Source organism: Gluconobacter japonicus (genome assembly GCF_015244665.1).
GTDB lineage: Bacteria > Pseudomonadota > Alphaproteobacteria > Acetobacterales > Acetobacteraceae > Gluconobacter > Gluconobacter japonicus.
The window spans coordinates 216,144-238,747 of the sequence record NZ_JABCQN010000002.1 but is presented as its reverse complement, the minus strand read 5'-3'; the positions used below and the strand labels follow the sequence as shown (position 1 = coordinate 238,747).

The 22,604-nt window shown below is 56.1% G+C and carries 20 protein-coding genes; 12 read left to right on the top strand and 8 right to left on the bottom strand.

From position 1 onward, the window contains the following. Positions 1 to 16: 16 nt before the first annotated feature. A complete protein-coding gene (locus HKD32_RS04505; protein ID WP_010503101.1) occupies positions 17 to 1,330 on the top strand; it encodes a UDP-glucose dehydrogenase family protein in 1,314 nt (437 codons plus the stop codon). Between the two features lie 69 nt (positions 1,331 to 1,399). Here the strand turns inward: HKD32_RS04505 and HKD32_RS04500 are convergent, their stop codons facing one another. Further along, on the bottom strand, positions 1,400 to 2,782 hold the full coding sequence (locus HKD32_RS04500) for a sugar porter family MFS transporter (protein ID WP_010503100.1): 1,383 nt from the start codon (positions 2,780 to 2,782) through the stop codon (positions 1,400 to 1,402). Between the two features lie 243 nt (positions 2,783 to 3,025). Then, positions 3,026 to 3,436, bottom strand: coding sequence for a MerR family transcriptional regulator (locus tag HKD32_RS04495; protein ID WP_228118773.1), 411 nt, complete (start codon positions 3,434 to 3,436; stop codon positions 3,026 to 3,028). A gap of 70 nt (positions 3,437 to 3,506) precedes the next feature. Here HKD32_RS04495 and HKD32_RS04490 point away from each other — a divergent pair, with 70 nt between their 5' ends. Continuing rightward, a complete protein-coding gene (locus HKD32_RS04490; RefSeq protein ID WP_061931472.1) occupies positions 3,507 to 4,550 on the top strand; it encodes an SDR family oxidoreductase in 1,044 nt (347 codons plus the stop codon). A gap of 56 nt (positions 4,551 to 4,606) precedes the next feature. Here HKD32_RS04490 and cysC read toward each other — a convergent pair whose 3' ends face one another. The 4 genes from cysC to pspF all read right to left on the bottom strand — a co-directional run bounded on the left by cysC (position 4,607) and on the right by pspF (position 9,351). Next, complete coding sequence (cysC, locus tag HKD32_RS04485; RefSeq protein ID WP_061931423.1) at positions 4,607 to 6,487, bottom strand: adenylyl-sulfate kinase; 1,881 nt, start codon at positions 6,485 to 6,487, stop codon at positions 4,607 to 4,609. Position 6,488: 1 nt separating this feature from the next. Next, the gene (gene cysD, locus HKD32_RS04480) at positions 6,489 to 7,283 is read right to left on the bottom strand and encodes a sulfate adenylyltransferase subunit CysD (RefSeq protein ID WP_010503096.1); all 795 of its coding nucleotides are present in this window, start codon (positions 7,281 to 7,283) and stop codon (positions 6,489 to 6,491) included. Positions 7,284 to 7,333: 50 nt separating this feature from the next. Beyond that, positions 7,334 to 8,014, bottom strand: a complete 681-nt coding sequence (locus HKD32_RS04475) for a phosphoadenylyl-sulfate reductase (RefSeq protein ID WP_061931421.1) — start codon at positions 8,012 to 8,014, stop codon at positions 7,334 to 7,336. 284 nt (positions 8,015 to 8,298) lie between these two features. After that, positions 8,299 to 9,351, bottom strand: a complete 1,053-nt coding sequence (gene pspF, locus HKD32_RS04470) for a phage shock protein operon transcriptional activator (protein WP_061931419.1) — start codon at positions 9,349 to 9,351, stop codon at positions 8,299 to 8,301. 112 nt (positions 9,352 to 9,463) lie between these two features. Here pspF and pspA point away from each other — a divergent pair, with 112 nt between their 5' ends. The 10 genes from pspA (at position 9,464) to HKD32_RS04420 (ending at position 20,131) form a co-directional block, all read left to right on the top strand. Then, positions 9,464 to 10,147, top strand: a complete 684-nt coding sequence (gene pspA / locus HKD32_RS04465; RefSeq protein ID WP_194257585.1) for a phage shock protein PspA — start codon at positions 9,464 to 9,466, stop codon at positions 10,145 to 10,147. A gap of 25 nt (positions 10,148 to 10,172) precedes the next feature. After that, positions 10,173 to 10,424: an envelope stress response membrane protein PspB gene (locus HKD32_RS04460; protein ID WP_156471985.1), complete on the top strand. Its 252-nt coding sequence runs from the start codon at positions 10,173 to 10,175 to the stop codon at positions 10,422 to 10,424. Continuing rightward, the gene (locus HKD32_RS04455) at positions 10,421 to 11,665 is read left to right on the top strand and encodes a hypothetical protein (RefSeq protein WP_061931415.1); all 1,245 of its coding nucleotides are present in this window, start codon (positions 10,421 to 10,423) and stop codon (positions 11,663 to 11,665) included. Before HKD32_RS04460 ends, HKD32_RS04455 begins: the two co-directional genes overlap by 4 nt. A 3-nt stretch (positions 11,666 to 11,668) precedes the next feature. Next, complete coding sequence (locus tag HKD32_RS04450; RefSeq protein ID WP_061931413.1) at positions 11,669 to 13,057, top strand: GIN domain-containing protein; 1,389 nt, start codon at positions 11,669 to 11,671, stop codon at positions 13,055 to 13,057. 48 nt (positions 13,058 to 13,105) lie between these two features. Next, a complete protein-coding gene (locus HKD32_RS04445; RefSeq protein WP_061931411.1) occupies positions 13,106 to 13,891 on the top strand; it encodes an MlaE family ABC transporter permease in 786 nt (261 codons plus the stop codon). Further along, positions 13,888 to 14,676 carry an ABC transporter ATP-binding protein gene (locus HKD32_RS04440; protein ID WP_023944225.1) on the top strand — a complete coding sequence of 263 codons (789 nt, stop codon included), beginning with the start codon at positions 13,888 to 13,890 and terminating at the stop codon, positions 14,674 to 14,676. Before HKD32_RS04445 ends, HKD32_RS04440 begins: the two co-directional genes overlap by 4 nt. Continuing rightward, positions 14,673 to 14,876: a hypothetical protein gene (locus tag HKD32_RS04435; protein WP_010503087.1), complete on the top strand. Its 204-nt coding sequence runs from the start codon at positions 14,673 to 14,675 to the stop codon at positions 14,874 to 14,876. Before HKD32_RS04440 ends, HKD32_RS04435 begins: the two co-directional genes overlap by 4 nt. A gap of 79 nt (positions 14,877 to 14,955) precedes the next feature. Continuing rightward, positions 14,956 to 16,365: a DNA repair protein RadA gene (gene radA, locus HKD32_RS04430; RefSeq protein WP_010503086.1), complete on the top strand. Its 1,410-nt coding sequence runs from the start codon at positions 14,956 to 14,958 to the stop codon at positions 16,363 to 16,365. A gap of 152 nt (positions 16,366 to 16,517) precedes the next feature. Further along, the gene (locus HKD32_RS04425; protein WP_082785259.1) at positions 16,518 to 18,155 is read left to right on the top strand and encodes a Hint domain-containing protein; all 1,638 of its coding nucleotides are present in this window, start codon (positions 16,518 to 16,520) and stop codon (positions 18,153 to 18,155) included. Between the two features lie 23 nt (positions 18,156 to 18,178). Then, positions 18,179 to 20,131: a glycosyltransferase family 4 protein gene (locus tag HKD32_RS04420; protein WP_061931407.1), complete on the top strand. Its 1,953-nt coding sequence runs from the start codon at positions 18,179 to 18,181 to the stop codon at positions 20,129 to 20,131. A 7-nt stretch (positions 20,132 to 20,138) separates the two neighbouring features. Here HKD32_RS04420 and HKD32_RS04415 read toward each other — a convergent pair whose 3' ends face one another. Together HKD32_RS04415 and HKD32_RS04410 are read right to left on the bottom strand one after the other, a co-directional pair. Further along, the gene (locus HKD32_RS04415; RefSeq protein WP_228118772.1) at positions 20,139 to 21,869 is read right to left on the bottom strand and encodes an alginate export family protein; all 1,731 of its coding nucleotides are present in this window, start codon (positions 21,867 to 21,869) and stop codon (positions 20,139 to 20,141) included. A gap of 68 nt (positions 21,870 to 21,937) precedes the next feature. Next, on the bottom strand, positions 21,938 to 22,534 hold the full coding sequence (locus tag HKD32_RS04410) for an IMPACT family protein (protein ID WP_061931405.1): 597 nt from the start codon (positions 22,532 to 22,534) through the stop codon (positions 21,938 to 21,940). Positions 22,535 to 22,604: the final 70 nt, after the last annotated feature.

Sequence of the window (22,604 nt, the reverse complement as noted above, 5' to 3'; positions counted from 1 at the left end):
TGTTATGCGTATAGCAATGATCGGTGGTGGTTACGTCGGACTGGTCTCCGGTGCCTGTTTTGCCGAATTCGGATCAGACGTCGCCATTGTCGAGCGGGACCCCAAGAAACTGGCAGCTCTCCGGGACGGTCGCATTCCCATCTATGAACCAGGCCTGGACGCAATTGTCAGCAAGAACGTTGAAACCGGTCGGCTCACTTTCGGAGACGATCTTACTGCAGCCATAGACGGTGCGGATGCCGTCTTCATTGCCGTCGGCACACCCACCCGCCGTGGCGATGGCCATGCTGATCTGACCTATGTCTATGCGGCGACAAAAGAAATTGCCCTCTCAGCCAAGGAAGGGCTTCTGGTTGTCACCAAATCAACCGTCCCCGTGGGGACAGGTCGTGAAGTCGCTCGTATCCTGAAGGAAACACGCCCGGAACTGACATTTGACGTAGCCTCCAACCCTGAATTCCTGCGTGAAGGCAACGCGATCGGGGACTTCATGCAGCCCGATCGCGTGATTGTCGGCATTGATACATCAGGACCAGACGCAGGCGAACGCGCCACCGCCGTCATGCGTGAGATCTATCGCCCGATTCATCTGATCGAAGCCCCTATCGTCATGACGGATCTGGAGACTGCTGAACTCACAAAATATGCCGCAAACGCCTTTCTGGCCATGAAGGTCACCTTCATCAACGAAATGGCGGATCTTTGTGAAAAGGTTGGCGGTAATATTCATGACGTTGCTCTGGGTATGGGGCTGGATCAACGCATCGGGCAGCGTTTCCTCCATGCAGGTCCCGGCTATGGAGGTTCCTGCTTCCCTAAAGACACCCGCGCCCTAACCGCCATCGCACGAGACGCCGGAGCTCCCTCCCGTTTGGTAGAAGCAACTGTTGACGTCAATGAAGATCGGAAGAGTCGCATGGCAGAACGGATCATTGCGCAGATCGGTGGAAGCGTTCAGGGCAAAACCGTCGGCGTCCTGGGCCTGACGTTCAAACCCGATACGGACGATATGCGCGAAGCCGCCTCTCTGCCGATCCTGAGCCATCTGCACGAAGCTGGCGCCATTATTCAGGCTTTTGACCCGGAAGGCATGGAACCGGCCCGTGCGCTTCTCCCTCCAGAGATTACATACTGCACGGACGCACTGGAGGCTGCGACAAACGCAGATATTCTCGTCGTACTGACGGAATGGAATGTCTTCCGCGCCATTGACCCCGAGCGGCTGCGCAACGCCATGCGCGGTAAAGCCATCGCGGATCTTAGGAATATCTGGAATCCTGACATCATGCGCGCCGCTGGCTTTGATTACAGTTCAATCGGGCGCTGCTGAGAATACATAAAAAAAGCCAGCTCCTGAGAGCTGGCTTTTTTTGCAGAGGGAAGCCAAAGCTCCCCTTTTTCATGACTTGTGAACGGGAGCGAATGTTCCGTCACGCAGGCTTCTCTCAAGCTGCTCCAGAGACTGCCCCTTCGTTTCCGGCACGTAGCGAAGCACGAAAAAGAACGCAAAAGCATTGACGATCGCAAACAGCCAGAACGTCATGTGCGCGCCCAGTCCCTGCACCAGCGAAAGCGTCGTGAGAGAAATAATCAGGTCTGCCCCCCAGTGACTTCCCGCAACCAGGCTCATTCCCTTGCCACGGCAAGACAACGGATAAACCTCAGCACCAACCAGCCAGACTGCCACGGACAGACTTCCCGTATTGCAGATCGTGTACCCCATGATGGCCAGAACCGTGATCCATGGCCCGATGCCACCCGTCATGTGGAAAGCAAACATTGCCCCAAGAACAATCAGCGAGATGACTGCGCCCGGTAACAACCGCAGGATCAGCGTCCGACGCCCCCAGGTATCAACTGCCCAACCACCGAAAATCGTCGCGCAGACCATGGCCATCCCAACCGCGACAGATGTGAGCAGCGCAGAATCCTGACCAAAGCCGGCATCAGCGAAAATAGCAGGCGCATAATACAGAACAGCATTGATACCCGTGAGCTGACAAAGCAGAGCAATACCCACAGATGCAATCAGTGCAGGCCGCACCCAAGGCTTCGCAAGCTCAGACCAGGGAGCCTGTTCATCATGATTGTCGATAATACCCTGAAGTTCAGCCTGTGCTGCTTCCTCCGAAGTACGAACGCGACGCAGAACGGCAAGAGCCTCGTCGGTCCGTCCTTTGAGCGCCAGCCAACGCGGGCTGTTAGGCAAAAACGCCATGCCAACAAACAGGATCAAAGCAGGCAGCATCCCAATACCGAACATAATGCGCCAGCTACTGTTCCGCAGAAAATAGCCTGTCAGGAAGGAAATGGTGATGCCCGATACAATGGCAAGCTGGAACCCCACAACCAGCCGCCCACGACGGCTGGGTGGAGAAATTTCAGCAATATAAATCGGCACGATCTGCGACGCCGCACCAATGGCGAGACCAAGAATCAGTCGGGAAACGATCAGAACCGCAACGCTTTGCGCAGCCGAAGCCAGAGCGGTGCCCGCCAAAAAGAGCGCCGCCGCAACCATAACCGTGCGCCGCCGACCAAACCGATCCGAAATACCGCCAGCGCCAAGACACCCCAGAAGAGCGCCGAGAATAATCGCAGACGTGACAATCTCGGAGCCAATCGTGTCGAGATGAAACTGCTCACGGATCTGCAACAGGGCTGACGAAATAATTCCCGTGTCATACCCGAAAAGGAGGCCACCCGTAGCGGAGATGGTCGCGATGAAATTCGTCAGCGCATCTCCGCTGAGCTTTCGTGAAACATCAAGAGACTGCGTCATAGGGGCCTTCTTCCGCATGTGAGCAGATACGTTTTCTGAAATCTTCTTTAACGTTACAGCATTAAAACGCACATCACAAAAGTGAGTATTTTCGTATTTTGATAATATTAATGTTATTTTTTCGTCGGATGTGACATTCAATCCTGCACGCAGATCACAGCCTCATGGCCATGAAAATCACAACACACTGACCCTACTGCCTGTTTGGCTCTGCCCGTAAACGCAATTCCGTGAAGCCTCCTTTCATTCTTCATCATTAGCAATGCAGAGAAACGAAGGCTCAGGCTCCTCCTTTCCAGACTGGATCCACTGGCATTTAGCCCGAAGATACTGAATCAACGTGTTAATTTCAGACGCTTTTCCGGCAAGGCGATCAATCTGTTCCTGCATGAGCACCACAGCACGTTCATCGGAAAGACCGTCCTGCACCATCTCATCATTAATCGCTGTCAGCTCTTTCAGGCTCATCCCAAGTGACTGCCCAAAACGAACGATCCGCGCCGTCTGCAGGTCCCGCTCCGTAAATTCCTGATAAGGATTCCGCCCCCCGCGTGAGCCTGTCTGAGGCCGCAGCAATCCTTTGCGCACATAAAACCGTACCGTGTCCTGACTTAAGCCCGCTCTTTGAGCGAATTCGCCAATTAACATGATCATCTCTCTTCCTTGACCATGGACCAAGGTCCAGTCTTATAGACAATGCTCCATGTCTGACGGAGCCATTCTCATGACCGCCCTTTCACAGAGCAAAGATGCTCCTGCCCCGCTCGTATTCGTAACAGGCGCTACAGGTCTTCTCGGCAATAACCTTGTTCGCGTACTTTTGGCAGAAGGCTTTCAGGTCCGCGCACTCGCACGATCGGAAGCCAAGGCAAAACAGCAGTTTGATGGCCTGCCTGTCGAGATCATCACTGGAGACCTTCAGTCCATTCCGAGCTTCAGTGCAGCATTGTCCGGCGTGGATGTGCTGTTCCATACGGCAGCCTACTTCCGGGATTCCTATACGGGCGGCAACCACGACCAGGATCTGGAAGCAATCAACGTCAAAGCCATGAAAGAGCTTCTGGATACCTCATGGAAAGCAGGGATCCGTCGCATGGTTCATGTGAGTTCCATTGCGGTTTTGAAGGGCACGAAGGGACAGACCGTCGATGAAACAATGCTTCGGCGGGAAGAGGAAGCCGACCCATATTTCCGAAGCAAGATCCGGTCCGAGAAAGTTCTGAATGATTTTCTGGCTGAGTATCCGGAATTCTGGGCCTGCATGGTCCTTCCGGGCTGGATGCACGGACCCGGCGATCGCGGTCCGACATCAGCCGGCCAAACAGTCCTTGATGTCGCTCGCGGGAAACTTCCGGGCATTCCACCCGGTTCGGTCAGTCTTGTCGATGCGCGAGACGTCGCGCAGGCAATGATTGCCTGTCTTAGCAAAGGGAAGCGCGGAGAACGTTATCTGGCGGCAGGCAGACACCAGACAATGGCTGACCTCATTCCGCTGATTGCAAGGCTGACTGGTCGCAAAGCGCCATCACGCCAGATTCCCATGCCGCTGCTTTATATCATCGCAGCCCTCAGCGAAGTGCAGGCTCGTCTCACACGCAAGCCCGTCCTCATGAGCTGGGCCACAGCAAAGGCCCTCGCCTCGGAAAATGACCGCTCCCATTTCAGTGCCCACAGATTTCATCATGATCTGGGACTGACCTTCAGACCTCTCGAAGAAACCCTGACGGACGAAATCAACTGGTTCCGCCGGGCCGGCTTTCTGCCCTGAAACGCAAAACGGCGGCCAAAAGGCCGCCGTCTCTTTGAGGTCAGATCATCCCAAGCTCAGGGCTGAACAACCCGCAGAACAAACCCGGTCAGTTCACTAACGGTCTCTGCCTCCGTGCGATCCGCCCCAAGACGAAGCTCAGGAGACAAAGGCGCTTCATACGGTGCTGAAACACCCGTGAATTCAGGGATTTTTCCGGCGCGTGCCGCCGCATACAGTCCCTTCGGGTCACGCTGCTCACAGGTTGCCAGCGGCGTATCCACGAACACTTCATGGAAACCCTCGCCCACAATCTGTCGAGCCAGATCACGATCTGCCTGTAGTGGCGATACCAGCGCAACAATAACCGCCTGGCCACTCTCGGAGAGGATCTTCGCGACATGCGCCGCACGGCGAATGTTTTCCCGACGATCTTCCGGCGAGAAGCCCAGATCACTGCACAGGCCAGCGCGAAGCGTGTCCCCGTCCAGCACAGTCGCTTTCACATTTTGAGCCGCCAGCGACACTTCCGCGGCCCGCGCCACGGTGCTCTTGCCGGAACCCGGTAGGCCCGTCAGCCAGAACACACCACTCTTATGCCCACGAGCCTGCGCCTGCTGCCCAGCGGAGATGCGGCTAGCCGTCGGGTGAATGGCATGAACGCCATCTTCCAGATCAGCGGGGCCAATCAGCGGTGCGCCGCCGACAATGCGCTGATGACGATCCACCAGCACGCCTCGACCATCCCCAAAGCCCGGAGAGAACGGGTCGAACAGCACAGCATGCGAAGCGGCCAGCGTGATTTCGGCGAACCCGTCCGGCGGAACCTCATCACCCTGACGCAGCGTCAGATCATCCAGATCCACAACCGCATCGATGGAGGCCACCGTCACATCATGCTCAGCCGTCGCCAGACGAAGCGTGAAACTCTCGCCAACCCGCAGCGGCTCACCGCGAAGCCAGAACAGACGGGTGCGAATCCGCGCCGAACGCTCTGGGGCTGCAGCCTTGTCATCCGCCGGGAAAAGCAGATCCCCACGATCCGGAACCAGATCCGGCTCCAGACGCAGCGCAATGGATTCACCTGCGCCAGCAACCGGCAATTCCGGCGCATGCCAGCGGCAAACTTCCGCAACCGTGGCAATCTGACCCTGCACACCAATCGTCAGGCGATCACCCACACGCACCGTGCCACGCTCGATCCGCCCAGCAACATAGCGCACACCATCAAAGCGATAGACGTCCTGAACAGGCATACGGAACGGCAGTGCCAGACGAGACGCCGGAGGCGGCACATTGGCCAGAGCCTCAATCAGCGTCGGTCCCTTGTACCAGGCAGACCGCTCGGACCGGCTGGCGATATTGTCACCATCACGCGCAGACGCCGGAACAACGGCTTCAACCTCAATTTCCAGACGCCCAAGCAACAGACGCACATCAGACTCGGCCTGAACAATCTTCGATTCATCAAAGCCAAGAACGTCCGACTTGTTCAGCAGCACGATCACATGCCGAATGCCGATCAGGCGCAGCAACATGGCATGACGCCGCGTCTGCTCCTGCGCGCCTTCCTGAGCATCCACCACCAGAACGGCGGCTTCCGCATCGGCGGCACCCGTAATCATGTTGCGCAGGAACTGGCGGTGGCCCGGCGCATCCACGATCACGAACTCACGAGAGCCCAGACGGAACGGAATACGCGTGGAATCAACCGTCACGCCCTGATCGCGCTCGATCTGAAGGGAGTCGAGCAGGAAGCTCCACTCCACCGTCAGACCACGCTTGCGGCTGCTCTCAACGATCTGCGCCAGCTTGCCGTCCTGAAGGCTGTCCGTGTCGTACAGCAGGCGACCGATGAGCGTGGATTTGCCATGATCGACATGCCCGACAATCACGATTGGCGTGGCTGCGGCGCGGTGTACCGCAGAAAGAGTCTGGGTTGCGATATGATCACCCATTTTACAGATACCCCGCCACACGGAGACGCTCGAACGCATCTTCCGATTCATGATCCATGGCCCGTCCGGCACGCTCGGACGTCTTGCTGTTTTCTAGCTCGGCAATCACCTCGGCCACTGTGGCCGCATTGCTCTCAATCGGGCTGGTGATGTCCTGATCACCCAGCGAGCGATACCGTTTGCCATCCTTGGCGAAATACAGGTCCACAAGGGGAATACCCTCGCGCTCGATGTACCGCCAGATGTCGATTTCACGCCAGGCCAGCAGCGGATGCACACGGATATGCATGCCATCTTCATACGGCGTTGCGTACTGATCCCAGAATTCGGGCGGCTGATTGCGCACATCCCAGCGATGTCCGGCACCGCGTGGGCTGAACACACGCTCCTTGGCACGCGTGGCCTGCTCGTCACGACGGATACCGGCAATCACGCCACGCAGCTTGTGCTTGTCAATCATGGCTGCCAGACCTGCTGTCTTGCGCGCTGCAGATCGTGCGGCAGGCGGCAAGGACGGATCGATTTCTTCGACTGGCGGGCAGTAGCCCAGAAGCAGATCCAGATCCCACTTCTTGGTGTACTCGTCCCGGAAAGCGTACATCTCCGGAAATTTCTTCTCGGTATCAACATGCATGACCGGAAACGGCACGCGTCCCATGAACGCCTTGCGCGCCAGCCAGACCATGACGTTGCTGTCTTTTCCGAGAGACCACAGCAGCGAAAGAGGCTTCAGTTTCCGGTAGGCTTCCCGCAGGATGAAAATGCTCTGAGCTTCGAGCTGGTCAAGATCATCCATGACGCGCGGTTCCGCCAGGGTGTGTGTCCGCGTCATTGTCCGCTCCATATTCATGTCGGCCGATGAATGCCGCATTCAGTCTTGGTCAGACCGGCCCAACGACCTGCCCGCCCGTCTTCTCCGTCTCCCACCGGTCGTGTGCAAGGCGCACAACCAATCGAAGTGTATCCTTTTGAAACCAGAGGGTGCCGCGGCAGATGCCGACGGCGCATCTCGGATTCAATCTTTTCGGGGCCCCATCCCGCAAGCGGGTTGAGCTTTACGGTTCCATCCGGCTGCGGATCCACAACCGGGAGTGCTGCGCGCGTTGCCGCCTGACTGCGCTTGCGTCCCGTCAGCCACACGTCGAACTCCGGCAACACAAGCTCCAGAGGCTCGACCTTGCGAAGCGCACAGCAGGCATCAGGATCAAAAGCAGAAAGCTGGTCCTGTGGGTCCCGGCTTTCGAGTTCTTTCGAAGCCGGAGAAATTGTCCGCACATCCAGCAGGCCAAGCGCCTCAGTCAACTCATCACGATAAGCCAGTGTCTCTGGAAAATGACGCCGTGTATCCAGAAAAAAAACCGGAACAGACGGATCAATCCGGGCAATTTCATCCAACAGGATCGCAGATTCCGCACCAAACGAGGAAATAACTGCAACACGTCCTTTCAGACTGACCAGCGCCTCTTCAAGCGCATGGCTTTCCGGTGTTTCCAGAAGATGTCGAAGTTCGGATTGCGAAAGAGGCATGCACTGCACCCATATCCATCATCAGACGTGTCAAAATCACGACGTTGAGGAGACATAGGCATACAGCAGAGATAATTCAACTATTTTATTTTGTATAACTATATTAAATGGTTTAATTGAGGATTTTTTATTAATCCAAAAGCAACTCGTCCATTTTGGTCATTTTTGCCAATTCATGGCCAATTTTTTCGAGACCAGTCTTTTTCATTCTCTTCAAAACCAGAAAAACACTAACAATCCTTATTTGGCACACTTCATGCATTCAATCAGACATGAACTCGCGTCTATCCCTTTCTGGTCAAAGCCTTCCGCGCTTCCTTGTCTGCAAGACCGTGCAGCCGCAGGTAATGGCGAAACTGGTAGTAGGTCAGCCCCAGAAGCTCGGCAGCCTGCCTCTGGCTGAACTGCGCCTCACGCAGCGCGCCTTCCAGAAGAGTCCGCTCATGACTTTTCACCGTCGCCGAGAAATCCAGCGGGAACGTCTGCGCGCTTTCCGACGGAGCACCCGGGGTTACTCGAGGCACCACAGCCGCACACGCTTCCCAATCGGGCATGAGGAACGGATCAAGGATAATATCGTCCAGCCGTCGCTCGGGGTTTTCCATTCGGTACACACTCCGTTCCACCACATTCCGCAGCTCTCGCACATTGCCCGGCCAGTTGTGCTCCATCAGACATTGCAACGCCTTCGCGGAGAAACCAGCGAAAAGCTTGCGGCCCAACTCTGCACTCATCTTCGTGGCAAAATGCTCCGCCAGAAGAGGAATATCCTCTTGTCGCGCCCTCAACGGCGGAACATTGACCACATCGAAAGCCAGTCGATCCAAAAGATCGGGCCGGAACGTCCCTTCCTGCGCCATGGCAGGCAGATCCGCATTGGTCGCACCAATCAGGCGTACATCCACCCGGATCGTTTCATTGCCGCCAACACGCTCGAAACTGCCGTATTCAATAACACGCAGCAGTTTTTCCTGAACGGCGAGAGAGGCTGTACCAATTTCATCCAGAAACAGTGTTCCGCCATCTGCACGCTCAAACCGCGACAGACGCCGCTTCTGGGCTCCCGTAAACGCACCAGCCTCATGCCCGAACAGTTCGCTATCGAGCAGAGCTTCCGGCAGCGCCGCACAGTTCAGCTTCACCAATGGCGCATCCCAGCGATCCGACAGGAGAGCAAGACGCGCCGCTACCAGTTCCTTGCCCGTCCCACGCTCCCCGATCACCAGAACGGGGCGCTTCAACGGGGCAAGGCGGGAGATCTGGTCCAGCATCGCCAGAAATGCCGGAGCCCGCCCGATAGGTGTCGGAACCTCATCCGCTTGGGTGGATCTCGCCATTTCTGAGCCTCATTCGCCACTTCGGATTGTCACAACCATAACATCCCCAAAACGAGCCCGCTGACAAGACAGGTCATTGTGCTCTAATCCAGTTCTCAGGAAGGAAAGCGTCATGGGTATTTTTTCTCGGCTCGCCGATATCGTGAACTCCAATCTCAATGCGATTCTCGCCACAGCCGAGGACCCGCAGAAGATGATCCGTCTCGTGATCCAGGAGATGGAAGACACACTTGTTGAAGTCCGCAGTCAGGCCGTCCGCACCATCGCGGAACGCAAGCAGCTTGAACGGCGTGTGCGTACCATGATGCACGAGGAAGAAGAGTGGCACCGCAAGGCCGCTCTCGCCATCGAACGGAACCGTGACGATCTCGCCAAGGCCGCTCTTGCAGCCCGCCATACGGTCGAACAGTCCCGTGAAGGACTGGAACGCCAGATCGCGCAAGTAACGGAAGGGCTGGAACACCAGAACGACGATATCGCCAAACTTCAGGCCAAACTGGCGGATGCGAAATCCCGCGAAAAAACCCTGACCATGCGTGCGCGCACGACAGAAGGACGCCTCAAAACGCGCGAAAAACTCTACGATACCCGCATTGACGACACGCTGGGTCGTTTTGAGCAGGTGGAAAGGGCGCTGGATGAGCTGGAAGGCAAGGCTGAGGCTTACGATCTGGGTCGCAGATCCGGTCGCCCTTCTCTTCACGAAGAACTCGCTGCACTTGAGACCGATGCCGCGGTAGAAGATGAGTTTGAGGCGTTGAAGCGCCGAATTTCAGAAAAGAAGCGTGATGCCTGATGAGAGCAGGAAGAAAGTCTGACTTATGAATGTGGACTTTGTTGGCCTTGTTGCTGTCGTCCTGACCCTGGGGTTCATCCCGGCGCTTATCCTCGGGCCACGCCTGCTGCGCGCCCGCGCAGGTGGGCCTGTAAATCAGGGGAGACCAGACCCACATCTTCAGGCTGCCCTGACACAGGCCGAAGCCCATGCTACGCGTCTGGAAGAAAGGATCGACCAGCTTGAACGCATCCTCGACGAGGATATCCCGGGCTGGCGCGCTAGGAGTTCACGATGACGTCCCGCACCGCCCTGCGCATGCTGCTGCTGGCCACGCTGGCAGGGACAGTTTCTGTCCCTTCGGCCGAGGCCGCGCGCGTTTCCATGTCCGGCGAAGACCTGGATCTGGCGATTCCATGCACAGGTCAGGTACGGATCGTCGTGGACTCCACAATGAAAGATGGCGCGACTCTCGACAGCAGCAGCGCCACACAGGTCACCATGCGAACAGGCAAGGAAGAAGCGGACAGCCGCATTTCCATCGCCACCAAAGCCTGTGCGCCCAATGGCAAGCTGACCATCAGCGTCTCGCCCTATACTGGCGTTTCCATCCATGACAGCCATGACACAAGCTTCGTCATCAAGGGCAAGCTCGCCTCACTGGATGCCAGTCTCGATTCCAACGCCATGGACGTTGAGAATACCCAGTCTCTGGACCTGAGCATGCATGGCTCTTCCAACGTCCATATCGGCTCTCTTGAAAGAGCCGCGCAAATCGTTGCGTCAGGCACCTCGACGTTCACAGCCGACTCTGCCCAGCTGACGGCGCTCTCGGCACAGTTGACCAATCAGGCCTCGTTCACGATTTCCCAAGGCGACATCGAGGCCCTGACAATCGTCACTGCGGATAGTGCATCCGCCACCGTTCTGGGCAATGCTTCCGTTGCCACGGTCACGGCCAATGGCACAGGGGCCGTTAATATTGAGCGTGTCTCAGGCCCGATCGTCCGGTCCGGTAGCGGATCTGTTCGTGTCGGCGCACAAAACGGCGTTGTCTATCGTTCGACTGACGCCACGCCTGCGCCTACACCCGCGCCAGCCTCCCCTGCACCTGAGGTATCAGCACCACCACCAACAGCCATACCCGAACCCATTCCAGCGACACCTGTTGCGCCGCCACCGCCCGCTTCAGCACCTCAGACCAGTACACCGCAGCCCAGCGCTCCCCCTGCAATTCAGGAAAATTCTGCATCACCAAATGGATTTGCCTCAGCCCCGCCTCAGCTTGGGCCGCAAGCCACTCTGCCCTCACAAACTGTTGCCCCCCCGAGTCAGACTCCCGCTCCTGAAGAAGCAGCCCCGGCAACCACGCCGCCCGTCACGAGGCAGCAGGAGCCGTCTGCCCCCCAATCAGCTGCACCTTCTACACCCGCAGCTTCTGGTGCGCCCGAAACACCACGTGTCGATCCGGCTCCATCAGTCCCGACTCCAGCCCATTCGAAATCCGCCTCGGATGAGGCAAGCAAGCAAGGAGGCTGACAAATGGCCGGAACCCCTTTCCTGCTCCGCCTCAGCCAGGGGGGCGCGGCTTTTGCCCTGACAATAACCTTCACGGCTTCCGCTCTGGCACAGACCCTTCCCGAGCCACCTGCGCCTCCCAGCCCGCCAGCACCACCCGCCAACAGTGCGCCGTCATCCGGCCCCTCTCTGGATCTCGCACCCAGTTGCCTCACGGACCTTCATATCCGCACGGGCCTTACACCTTCCGTCCTGAGCGGAAACGCTGTTCTGACCAGCACAGGTCATGACACTCTGGAACTCAGTCTCAAAGATCAGTCCTGCAATACGGAGGGAAGTGCAGACATTCAGGTTCCAGAGGGAACAAGTCTGAGCTTTCGGGGCAATGAAACGCAGATCACAGCCACAGGTTTTCTGGGAAACATCCGGGGCTTCACAGCAAATGGTGACGTTGAGATCGAACAGGCGCGCGACGTCTCACTCCGGATGACCGGATCGGGAAATGTCTCGATCAACACCCTCGTCGGCACTGTCAAAATCCAGAATTTCTCTAATGGCGACCTTTCGATCGGATCGCTAAGCTCTCCCAAGACCGACCTCTCAGCCACATCCAGCGGCGACTTGCTCATAAAAAGCGGCTGGGTTGACGCTCTCTCGATCCGCGATATGGGTTCGTCAGATATCACGGCTCATGTCCGTGCAAAGACTGCGCATGTAGCCCTTTACGGAAGCGGGAACGTTACGGTCGATCATGTCTCGGAAACCCTGTCCCAAACACATTACGGTAGCGGCAGCCTGAATATTCAGACAGATGCCGGCGCACGCATCGAAACGCCGAACAGGATAGATGGAAACGCTATTGCCAGAGATGTTCTGGCCAGTGTCGGGAGCAGACTACAAAATACGGATCTCAGCCACTCCCCGATCATTCTGAACACTCACTCGTCCCACCATCACAGCCTTCTGCGGCTGATCCTCACACTGGTCATTATCGGGCTGATCCTGCGCCATGCGCGGCGCTATCGCGAACGCACCGGCCAGTCGTTTTTCGCAACTCTCTGGACCAATGCTGCCGAAGGTTACGCCTCGTTCGTTCGCAACTGGGAAGCACGGATGCGGGAACGGCGCGGCGAAGAAGCCCATACACCCGTCGAGGCGCCCCATGTTCATTATACCCGCCGAGCCGTAGATCTCTATCAAGAGATCATTCACACCGCTCGTGAACAGAAGCAGCGTCATGCCAGCCAGGCAGGTCCTGCTACTCCAGATACTGTAACCCTCAGCCCGGCGCTGATCCGCCTGAACGACCGGCTCGCGCGCCTCGAACCAAGGCTCGCGCGAATGGAACAGTTCGTCACGTCTCCGGATTTTGCTCTGGAACGGCAGTTCCGGGACCTGGAGCGGTCGGCTTGAACAAGACAGACTTTGACGTAGGCGGTTGGTCAGGGTAGGGGCAGAAGGGTGAATGCCGTTCTTGATCCCATAGCGGCCCTTGGCCGTGCCGTCCTCGGACTCGTCCGCCAGTCGGGCGCTCTTACCATGTTTGCGCTGGAGGCGTTGTCGCATCTGGTGCGACCGCCGTTCTACTGGCGCATCTTCCTATCCACGCTGATCGAAACGGGATTTTTCTCCCTGCCGGTCGTCGCGCTGACGGCCCTGTTCTCGGGAGCGGTCATCGCCCTACAGTCCTATGTTGGCTTCGGGCAGTACCATGTGCAGAGCGCGATTGCCGGAATTGTAGTGCTGGCTGTCACCCGTGAGCTTGGTCCCGTTCTGGCCGGCCTGATGGTCGCCGGGCGTGTTGGCGCGGCCATGTCTGCCCAGATCGGCACTATGCGCGTCACAGACCAGATCGACGCACTCACGACGCTTTCGACAAACCCCATGAAATATCTGGTGACACCCCGTCTGCTCGCCGGAACGATAGCACTGCCCTGCCTCGTCATCGTGGCGGACGTTTTGGGTGTCCTGGGCGGTTTCACCGTCTCGGTGGCAAAGCTCGGATTCTCGCCTTCTACCTACATCACAGCCACGTTGGACTCGCTAAAAACCATCGACGTTGTCGTGGGACTGGTCAAAGCCGCCGTCTTCGGTTTCCTGATCGCCCTGCTGGGCTGCTATCATGGCTATAACAGCCGTGGAGGCGCAGAAGGCGTCGGCTCTGCAACGACCGCTGCGGTGGTAGGAGCCTCCATCCTGCTTCTACTCTTCGATTATCTCCTGACAGATCTGTTTTTCTCCCAATGAGCACACCAAAAATCCGCATCCGCGGCCTCTCGAAGGCTTTCGGCTCCAAGGTCGTGCTTGATGGGATCGACCTCGACGTCGAAACCGGCACCTCGATGGTCATCATTGGTGGCTCAGGTTCCGGAAAATCCGTCCTTCTGCGCTGCATTCTTGGCCTGATCCAACCGGATGCCGGCACGATCGAGATCGATGGCGAAAACATCCTCACTGCGTCTCGCAGCCGACAGGAAGCCATTCGCCGACAGATCGGCATGCTGTTCCAGAATGCCGCCCTCTTCGACAGCATGAGCGTGGCCGACAACATCGCCTTTGGTTTGCGCGCCAAGCATTCCGATCGTGATGGCCCGGTCCCGTCCCGCGCCAAGGCACGTGAACTGGCAGGAGGCATCCTTCAGCAGGTGGGTCTCGACCCGTCTGTCGGCCAACTCAGCCCGTCCGAACTTTCCGGGGGCATGCAAAAGCGTGTTGGGCTGGCGCGCGCCATCGCCGGCCAGCCGAATATTCTGTTCTTTGACGAACCAACGACCGGTCTTGATCCCATTATGGGGGCCGTCATTGATGGCCTGATCGTGGATTGCGTGCAGAAGCTCGGCTCGACAGCCATTGCCATTACGCATGACATGGCCTCCGCCCAGCGCATCGGAAACAAGGCGGCCATGCTCTATCACGGCAAGCTGGTCTGGCAGGGACTGGCAGCGGACCTGATGCACTCTGGCAATGCCATGGTGGATCAGTTCACCCACGGCCGCCGCGAAGGGCCAATCACCATGGAACTGCGCAAGTGAACACGTTCCGCCGTCCACCGATTTCCAAAAAAGTCTGGCAGCGCCTTGGTCTGACCTATCTTATCGCGCTGCCGATGCTGTTCATCCTGTTCATGCATCCGCCCAAGACCCAGAACCTGCTCATCCAAGCGCTGATGCTGCTGCTGATCGTCACGGCAGCCCGGATCATGGCAAGACTCATCATCCGCTCGGACGATTAACGCCCCCGCTGACTGGATCATAACGGGAACACTCCCTATATCGGGAAGGCATCCCGCCCCCCATCCAGCGAGACATCCCTTGGCCAAGAAACCTACAGCACGTTTTGTCTGCCAGTCCTGCGGAGCTGTTTACTCCAAGTGGGCCGGGAAGTGCGAAGCCTGCGGGGAATGGAACACGCTGGTTGAAGAGGCCACTGAACCAACCGCGCGCAAAACCGGAAAACTGAGTTCCGGCCGACTTCAGACAGTCAGGCTCGACGGGGAGGCCAAGCCTCCGCCGCGCATTACGACAAGCATTGCAGAGCTGGATCGTGTTCTTGGTGGCGGCCTTGTGCCAGCGTCTGTCGTTCTGGTCGGTGGTGATCCGGGGATCGGCAAATCCACCTTGATGCTCCAGACAACCTGCGCCTTAGCCCGAAGCGGCCACAAGGTTCTGTATGTCTCGGGCGAAGAATCCGTGGATCAGATCCGCATTCGCGCGCAAAGACTGGAGCTGGCCAAAGATAGTAAAACGTTGGACTCATTGGATCTCGCAGCCTCCATCAATGTTGGGGACATTGTAGGGTCACTGGAAAACGATCGCTCTCACACGGTCGTCGTCATCGATTCCATCCAGACCATGTGGCTTGAGAGCGTGGAAAGCTCCCCCGGCTCTGTCGCGCAAGTTCGCGCCAGCGCCTTCGAACTGATCCGGCTTGCAAAGACACTCGGTTTTGCCCTGATCCTGATCGGACATGTCACGAAGGAAGGCTCTCTGGCCGGCCCCCGCGTTCTGGAACACATGGTCGATGCCGTCATGTATTTCGAAGGCGACCGTGGGCATCAGTTCCGTATCCTGCGCGCCGCCAAGAACCGTTTTGGCGCAACGGACGAAATCGGCGTCTTTGCCATGACGGACACCGGCCTGACGCAGGTTCCCAATCCTTCTGCCCTGTTCCTTGCAGAACGACGGGGCAATATCGCAGGGTCCGCCGTTTTCGCAGGCCTTGAAGGAACGCGACCGGTTCTTCTGGAAGTCCAGGCGCTCCTGTCTCCCAAAGCGGGTGACGGTGCTCCTCGCCGTGCCGTCGTGGGATGGGACACATCCCGGCTCAATATGCTTCTGGCCGTTCTGGATGCACGATGCGGCCTGAAGTTAGCCAACATGGATGTTCACCTGAATGTTGCAGGTGGCCTGCGCGTCAATGAACCCGCAGCGGATATGGCTGTTGCAGCGGCACTAATTTCAGCCGCAACTGGGCAACCCACATCCTCGACAGCAGCTTATTTTGGTGAGGTCGGACTCTCTGGCGAGATCCGACAGGTCAGCCAGGCTGATTTGAGACTGAAAGAAGTAGCCAAACTTGGTTTTGGCGAAGCGATTCTTCCAAGGCGAGTATCGACCGCCTCCGCACGGGTGAAACCGCCTACAGGCCTTCGACTACATGAAATCGGTCACCTGACTGACCTTGTAGAAATGCTGACAGAAGACAAGAAAAGTTCCCAATAAACAAACGTAAAATTTTCTAAATTTAACGAATTATTACCGAACTAAACAAAGATAATTATGATTTAACAATCCGGAAGACACTTATCTTCTGGCATGCAGCAATTCCGAAGCTGACCTGTCGACTGTTCCTTCTCACACAACAAGGAATTCTCATGTCGATATCTTCTAATGATTCCACTACTATTAATAGCCTTACGGTCTTCGCGGGCGGCACTCTCCAAAGCTCGGGAAGCGATACCAACCCAACTGAAATTCCTGCTGGGACGACACTCTCTGGCATCACCGCCTCTGGTATTACTCAGTATGTAGGCGGAACTGCCATAAATACACTCGTTACTGGAGAACACCAGTTAGCTTTCGGTAACGACGATTGGTATAAAATTTCTGGAACACAAATTATACAATCTGGTGGCGAGGCGTTTAATACAGATCTTAAATCAGAATTTTATACTTACTACGGATTTATAAATCCGAATGAGGCTCTTTCTTTTCAAATAGTGAAAAATGGTGGAAAAGTATTTAATACCACACTAACAGGTGATGCAACAACATTTACACCTGGGACAGGCGCACAATATTTTCTGGAAACTGTCTCAGCACTTCAAACTGTCGAGAGTGGAGGTTTGGCAAGCGGTACTCATGTTCAGAGTGGCGGGGTATCTATTATTAAAGATGGAGGAATAGCAAAAGATACAACCCTCAGCGGAACAACAGAAGACTTCGACCTGAAAAGTTCTTTTTACGAAAATTTAACTGCAACACCGGTTCATATTCAGGGCGCACAATTTGTCACGGGCACGACACTCGACGTGACTATTCTTTCGGACGGCCTTCTAGACGTTACAGGAGTGGCCAGTCATGTTGTCATTTCAAGTGGTGGTCTGCTTTTGGCAGAAACGGGCAGCACACTTTCAGAGATCTCCGTCAGTAGCGGAGGCGTCATTGAACTCTCTACTGGCACCACAATAACAGATCCAATTTCCGTCCAAAGTGGTGCAGCCTTTATTTTTGCTGGGATCGATAACTCTAACAACACCATAAGCGCCGCTATTGTTTCGAAAAGCAGTGAAACCTCAGGCACAGCGATTCTGGATGTCCTGTCTGCTGGATCCGTTCTCCGAGAAGTCCAAATTCAGGGAGATTTCACCTCTCCTCTGTACTTTACCCGCGCAGCCTCAGGAAATGCATTCGAAATGGGGTTTGGCACTCCCTGCTACTGTCCGGGAACGCTGATCGCAACCGAAGAGGGAGAAATCCCTGTTGAAAACCTCCAGGTCGGAACACGGGTCCAGACAGCATCAGGAGAGATTCGCCCGATCCGATGGATTGGACGACGTGCTTATGATCCAATCTTCGCCTACGGAAACAGAGATGTCCTGCCAATCCTGCTCCGAAAGGGCTCTCTAGGAAACACTCTTCCGCGTCGGGATCTGACTGTTTCCCCCCTGCATGCCATGTTCGTGGACGGCTACCTCATTCCAGCGCTGCATCTGGTCAATGGGCTATCCATCATCCAGATCGAAAAACCCGATCAGATCAGCTACATTCATATTGAATTGGAGACCCACGACATTCTGCTGGCCGAAGGCGCGCCTTCGGAAAGTTTTATAGATGACGGTTCACGTGGAATGTTTCACAACGCTCACGAATACAGCGAACTCTACCCGGATGCCCCCGTTGTGCCTGCACAGTATTGCGCGCCACGCCTGGAAGATGGGGAAGAGTTGGCCCGCATTCATCAACGCCTGAAGGACTACGCCCAGCAGGCTCTCTCTGAGAAAGCCGCCTGAAAAACAAAGGATAAGCTGGAACTGTGCCGAAACCTCTGGTCGGTTACATTGATGTCTGCGACCGGGAACGCGTCGCGGGATGGGTTGTCGATCTGGAAGCAACAGACCACCCGGTGCGTCTTCATATCCTGATGGACGGGCGACTTGTTGATGACATTGACGCAGATACGTTCCGTGCCGATCTGACTGGCCTCCCAAGAGAGGGCAAGTGCGCTTTCGAATGTGTATGGCCGGAGCCACTGCCCCATGAAGGATGCCTGATAGAAATTCTGGAGTCCCTTCTTGACCGGCCAGTCAACGGATCGCCGTTTTATATTGAACCACTCCCCAGTGTTCTTTCGGGATCCGTAGACAAAGCCGATCGGTTGCACATCGCGGGCTGGGTGCGTGATGAACTCAACACGGAACGTACAGTCTGGCTGACAGCCCTCATTGATGGAAACCCCATCGCCCGTTTCCCAGCCAATCAGTTTCGGCGGGATCTACGAGAAACCGGCCTGGGATCAGGACGCTACGGCTTTGACTATGTTTTCAGTGCTCCACTGGACCCACTCAAGGACCACGATATTCAACTGTTCCATGGTCAGGAACGGTTTGGCGATCCGATCCATATTCCCCGATCCCAAGCTCTGGATGACTCCTTCAAACGTCATTTCTCCGCACTGATGCAGAGCCTCACAACGGATCAGGCCCGCAGTGACGCCTTGTCTTTTCTGACATCCACGGCTGATACACTCCGCAGTAAAAGCGGGGCTGATATTGTCAGCCTCAAACAGAGAGGCCTCAAACAGCGGGCTACACGTCGTCAGGAAACGGCCAGACCTGTCGCACCCTGTGCCCTTTTCGTTGATGACCGCGTCCCTGATCCGACATTTGATGCAGGGTCTGTCGCGTTGCTGTCTCATATCCGGGCCGCGCAGGCTCTTGGCTATGCCTGTAGCTTCATAGCCTCTCGACAGCCTCCCTCAGAACAAGATCGGACCCGTCTGGCAGAATTAGGCATTACCTGCCTCATGCCGCCTGTTTTCACTGGACCGGAAGAAGCTCTCAAGCGCCTCGGGACAGGACTGGATGTCGTTTATCTGCACCGGCTGAACAACGCCGAGAGCTACGCAGCCCTGACACGCGCCTTTGCACCGACAGCCACACTGATCTGGAGCATCGCAGATCTGGCCTCACTGCGCCTGCACCGACAGGCCAATGTTGAGCATCGACCGGAACTTGACCGTGCTGCCACACATATCGAAGTGCGCGAAAATATGTGTGCCTGGATTTCAGATCATGTTCTGACGCATTCACCCGTTGAAGCCGAGTTGCTGGAGCGGGTCGTGCCCACCGCAGATGTACATGTCGTGCCTTGGATCGTCCCTGTCAGACCTCGGCCTCGTCAGAAAACACTAAAACCGATTATCGCATTCGTCGCGCATTTTGGTCATGCCCCCAATACGGATGCAGCCAAATGGCTGGTGCTGGACATTCTCCCTAGGCTGAAAAAGCACGTCCCGGACCTTGTCTGCCGTCTGATTGGCAGCGCCATGCCCCATGCCGTCCATATGCTGGCGGAGGAGGGCGTAGAAATCGTCGGGCATGTTTCGTGTCTTGAGCAGGCTTTGAAAGATGTCTCTCTTTGTGTCGCCCCTCTCCGCTACGGCGCAGGCATCAAGGGTAAGGTTCTGGAAGCATGGTCTGCGGGCCTGCCAATCGTTATGACACCCATCGCAGCCGAGGGATTGGTCGACAGCAATGATCCTGTATGGCGGAAAGCAATTGCTGAGACAGCCGAGGACTTCGCCCAAAAAACTGTAGGATTCCTGAAACCCGCGGCAGCAAGAGCACAGGTTACAGCGGCCCGGAAGTTGCTACGCGAACGCTTTTCGGATGCTGCCATTCAGACCTTGCTGGAAGATATTTTTCCTCCTGTTATGGAGGACGTGAGTCCTCTTCCAGAAGATACGTCCAAAACGGTTCTGAACTGATTTTCTTTTAAAACCTGAACGTCACATTGGACTGCGCGTAACTGCCACTCTGTGCGCCCGCTCCCCGCAGACTTTTCGACGCCATGAACCGCGCACCATAAACCTGCCACGTCAGGTGATGGTTGAGCTGTAATATCAGAGAAGCCTGCGGCACAACGCCCACATACCCTCCCCGATAAGACCGGGCGAATGTGTAGGGACCAGACGAACTCCAGATGGCTCCATTTGCATTTTGCCGCCACATGAAAGGCGCTTTCAACCGTAGAGACGCGAAGCCTTTCCATGGCGTGATGCTCACAACAGGCGAAAGGCTCACCAGATTGGATGGCGAAACATAGGTTGTCGTGTCCAGATAGTTCGTCTGTGGATTAAACGGTGCCATATACGTATGAATTGTGCCGTTCTGACCGTCTGCCCCACCGGAATACACATCTGCCTGCATCCCCAGAAAAGGGTGCAACGGTGATGGCGTATGGCGGTATCCCACAATCGTATTCACGGCCCAGGCCCGCACACTGCTTTTCCGTTCAATGCCTGCGTACTGAAATGTACCGCTCTGATAAAGCGCGCCCACCGAATATTCGACTGAAGCCGATGTACCGTACCAGCGAAACCCCAGATTACCTCGGGACGATGTTCCCTTAAGAGCACGAGAAGCAGTCGGCACGGCAGAAAGTCCGCTGTTATAGCGATATCGGATATAGAACAGATCCAGGAAGGAGTGCACCTTCTCTCCGCCAACCGCAAAGGACGGGACAATTATCGTAGTATTGCCACCATAAAGTCGCGTTCCGTAATCTTCCGTATTGTGAAACATTAGACGGTTATCCGTCTTGGTCTGGACAAAATCGTACGCGTCTACACGAATACGGGGCCAAAGCGCATAAAATCGACCTCCATTCCATGACAGCGGAACATTCGGCGTTTCACGATTATAAAGCATGTAAGACGGAGCATCGAGAAACTGCTGGCGCCCGAACATAAATCCGCTTTGTGCCCCAGCGACTTTACCTTTTAGTTCGATAAAGCCCTGTTGCAGATCTAATCTCTTCCGATAGGTCGAGCCATACCCATATCCTCGCCAGCCGCCAGCATCCGCGTTGATAAGTTGCCCGAAAAGTCGCACATGCTGACCTAAATGAAGATCGGCCCCCAAAAGATTACGGACACCAAAACGTCCTGACTTCGCCTTGCCGCTTCGCCCTAGAAATGGGTCTTCCTCATACCAGTTTCTCAGACGCGACTCTCCAGACAGAGTTAGCCAAATGGTGCGGCTGTTATTCAGCGCGATGAATTTCAGGGGATCGAAAAAATCTGTGCGTTTGCTCTTGTCCCGCAAATAACTCCAGTCCTCTGCCCAAGCCGCCGCACCGTAGCGACCAACCGGGCCAAAGCCTGCTGCTTCACCGTTTCCGTAGTTGAAATCGCCCCAAGGGCCCTGATGACCGTTTGGTGCGCGATTCTGCTTTGCCGTGATCCGGCGGGGCTGCCCCACGACACCGGCATGAGGATAATCCTGAATGATTGGCCGTTCGGTTGATGGAACCTTGATCCATTCCTCATCGGCAGGTGGCTGCTCCAATGGGTTAGTTTTCAGGATAGCCGTCTGAGCGTGTGCCTGACTCCCAAGCCCTGCGACCAGAACGAACAGACCGGCAGAAAGACGCCTTTCCTGACGGTAACGGGGAACAGAAAAGACCATTGAGACCCACGGATCGGCGAAAATGAACCAGAACAATGAGTGAGCCTCATATTACACATTATGTAAAGTGTGATTTTATTTATAACTTTTTTATATAGTTATTATTAGTCCGGTCGACTGATGGTCATTTGCCCGCGCGTCAGGTCCCGGAGATAATCCGTCACCGTATCTGCATCCTCAACAGGAACAGCCAGCGTTAGCCAGGCTCCTTCCGCATCGAAATCGCAAAGAGTCTTTTCAGCACGCCATCCGGGCAACTTGGCTTCAACCTGAGCATAGACCGAAAAAGGACAATGAAACCGCAGAGGCAGCGTTTCAATGCGCTCGATTTTGGCCGCTTCGCGCAAACAGGTGGCCGCCGCCCCGCCGTAAGCTCGAACAAGGCCGCCAGCCCCAAGTTTCACGCCCCCGAACCAACGCGTCACAACGACCATCACATTATCGAAATTCTGCCCTTCGATGGCAGACAGGATCGGGCGTCCTGCCGTGCCGGAAGGTTCTCCATCATCGCTCGTGCGATAACGCTGTCCGGTCCGAAAAGCCCAGCAATTGTGTGTAGCATCCGGCACCGCAACCTCGTTGAAGAACGCCAGAGCCGCTGTTTCATCAGGCACAGGAGCAGCGCGCGCAAGGAAAGTACTTCCCTTGATCACACTTTCATGTTCAGCCATGCCATCGAGAGTCCACGTCATGGCCGCCATTGTGCCTCATGATGGCGGAAATGTCAGGTTGGGGTAGGGAAATGCTGCCCGTTCTGTTAAGGGTAGGCCC

Coding starts and splice junctions, on each gene's coding strand:
- HKD32_RS04440 (WP_023944225.1), top strand. CDS start 13,888: ATGAGCACACCAAAAATCCGCATCCGCGGCCTCTCGAAGGCTTTCGGC.
- HKD32_RS04425 (WP_082785259.1), top strand. CDS start 16,518: ATGTCGATATCTTCTAATGATTCCACTACTATTAATAGCCTTACGGTC.
- HKD32_RS04490 (WP_061931472.1), top strand. CDS start 3,507: ATGACCGCCCTTTCACAGAGCAAAGATGCTCCTGCCCCGCTCGTATTC.
- HKD32_RS04505 (WP_010503101.1), top strand. CDS start 17: ATGATCGGTGGTGGTTACGTCGGACTGGTCTCCGGTGCCTGTTTTGCC.
- HKD32_RS04500 (WP_010503100.1), bottom strand. CDS start 2,782: ATGACGCAGTCTCTTGATGTTTCACGAAAGCTCAGCGGAGATGCGCTG.
- pspA (WP_194257585.1), top strand. CDS start 9,464: ATGGGTATTTTTTCTCGGCTCGCCGATATCGTGAACTCCAATCTCAAT.
- HKD32_RS04460 (WP_156471985.1), top strand. CDS start 10,173: ATGAATGTGGACTTTGTTGGCCTTGTTGCTGTCGTCCTGACCCTGGGG.
- HKD32_RS04495 (WP_228118773.1), bottom strand. CDS start 3,436: ATGATCATGTTAATTGGCGAATTCGCTCAAAGAGCGGGCTTAAGTCAG.
- pspF (WP_061931419.1), bottom strand. CDS start 9,351: ATGGCGAGATCCACCCAAGCGGATGAGGTTCCGACACCTATCGGGCGG.
- HKD32_RS04450 (WP_061931413.1), top strand. CDS start 11,669: ATGGCCGGAACCCCTTTCCTGCTCCGCCTCAGCCAGGGGGGCGCGGCT.
- HKD32_RS04475 (WP_061931421.1), bottom strand. CDS start 8,014: ATGCCTCTTTCGCAATCCGAACTTCGACATCTTCTGGAAACACCGGAA.
- HKD32_RS04455 (WP_061931415.1), top strand. CDS start 10,421: ATGACGTCCCGCACCGCCCTGCGCATGCTGCTGCTGGCCACGCTGGCA.
- cysD (WP_010503096.1), bottom strand. CDS start 7,283: ATGGATGATCTTGACCAGCTCGAAGCTCAGAGCATTTTCATCCTGCGG.
- cysC (WP_061931423.1), bottom strand. CDS start 6,487: ATGGGTGATCATATCGCAACCCAGACTCTTTCTGCGGTACACCGCGCC.
- HKD32_RS04410 (WP_061931405.1), bottom strand. CDS start 22,534: ATGGCGGCCATGACGTGGACTCTCGATGGCATGGCTGAACATGAAAGT.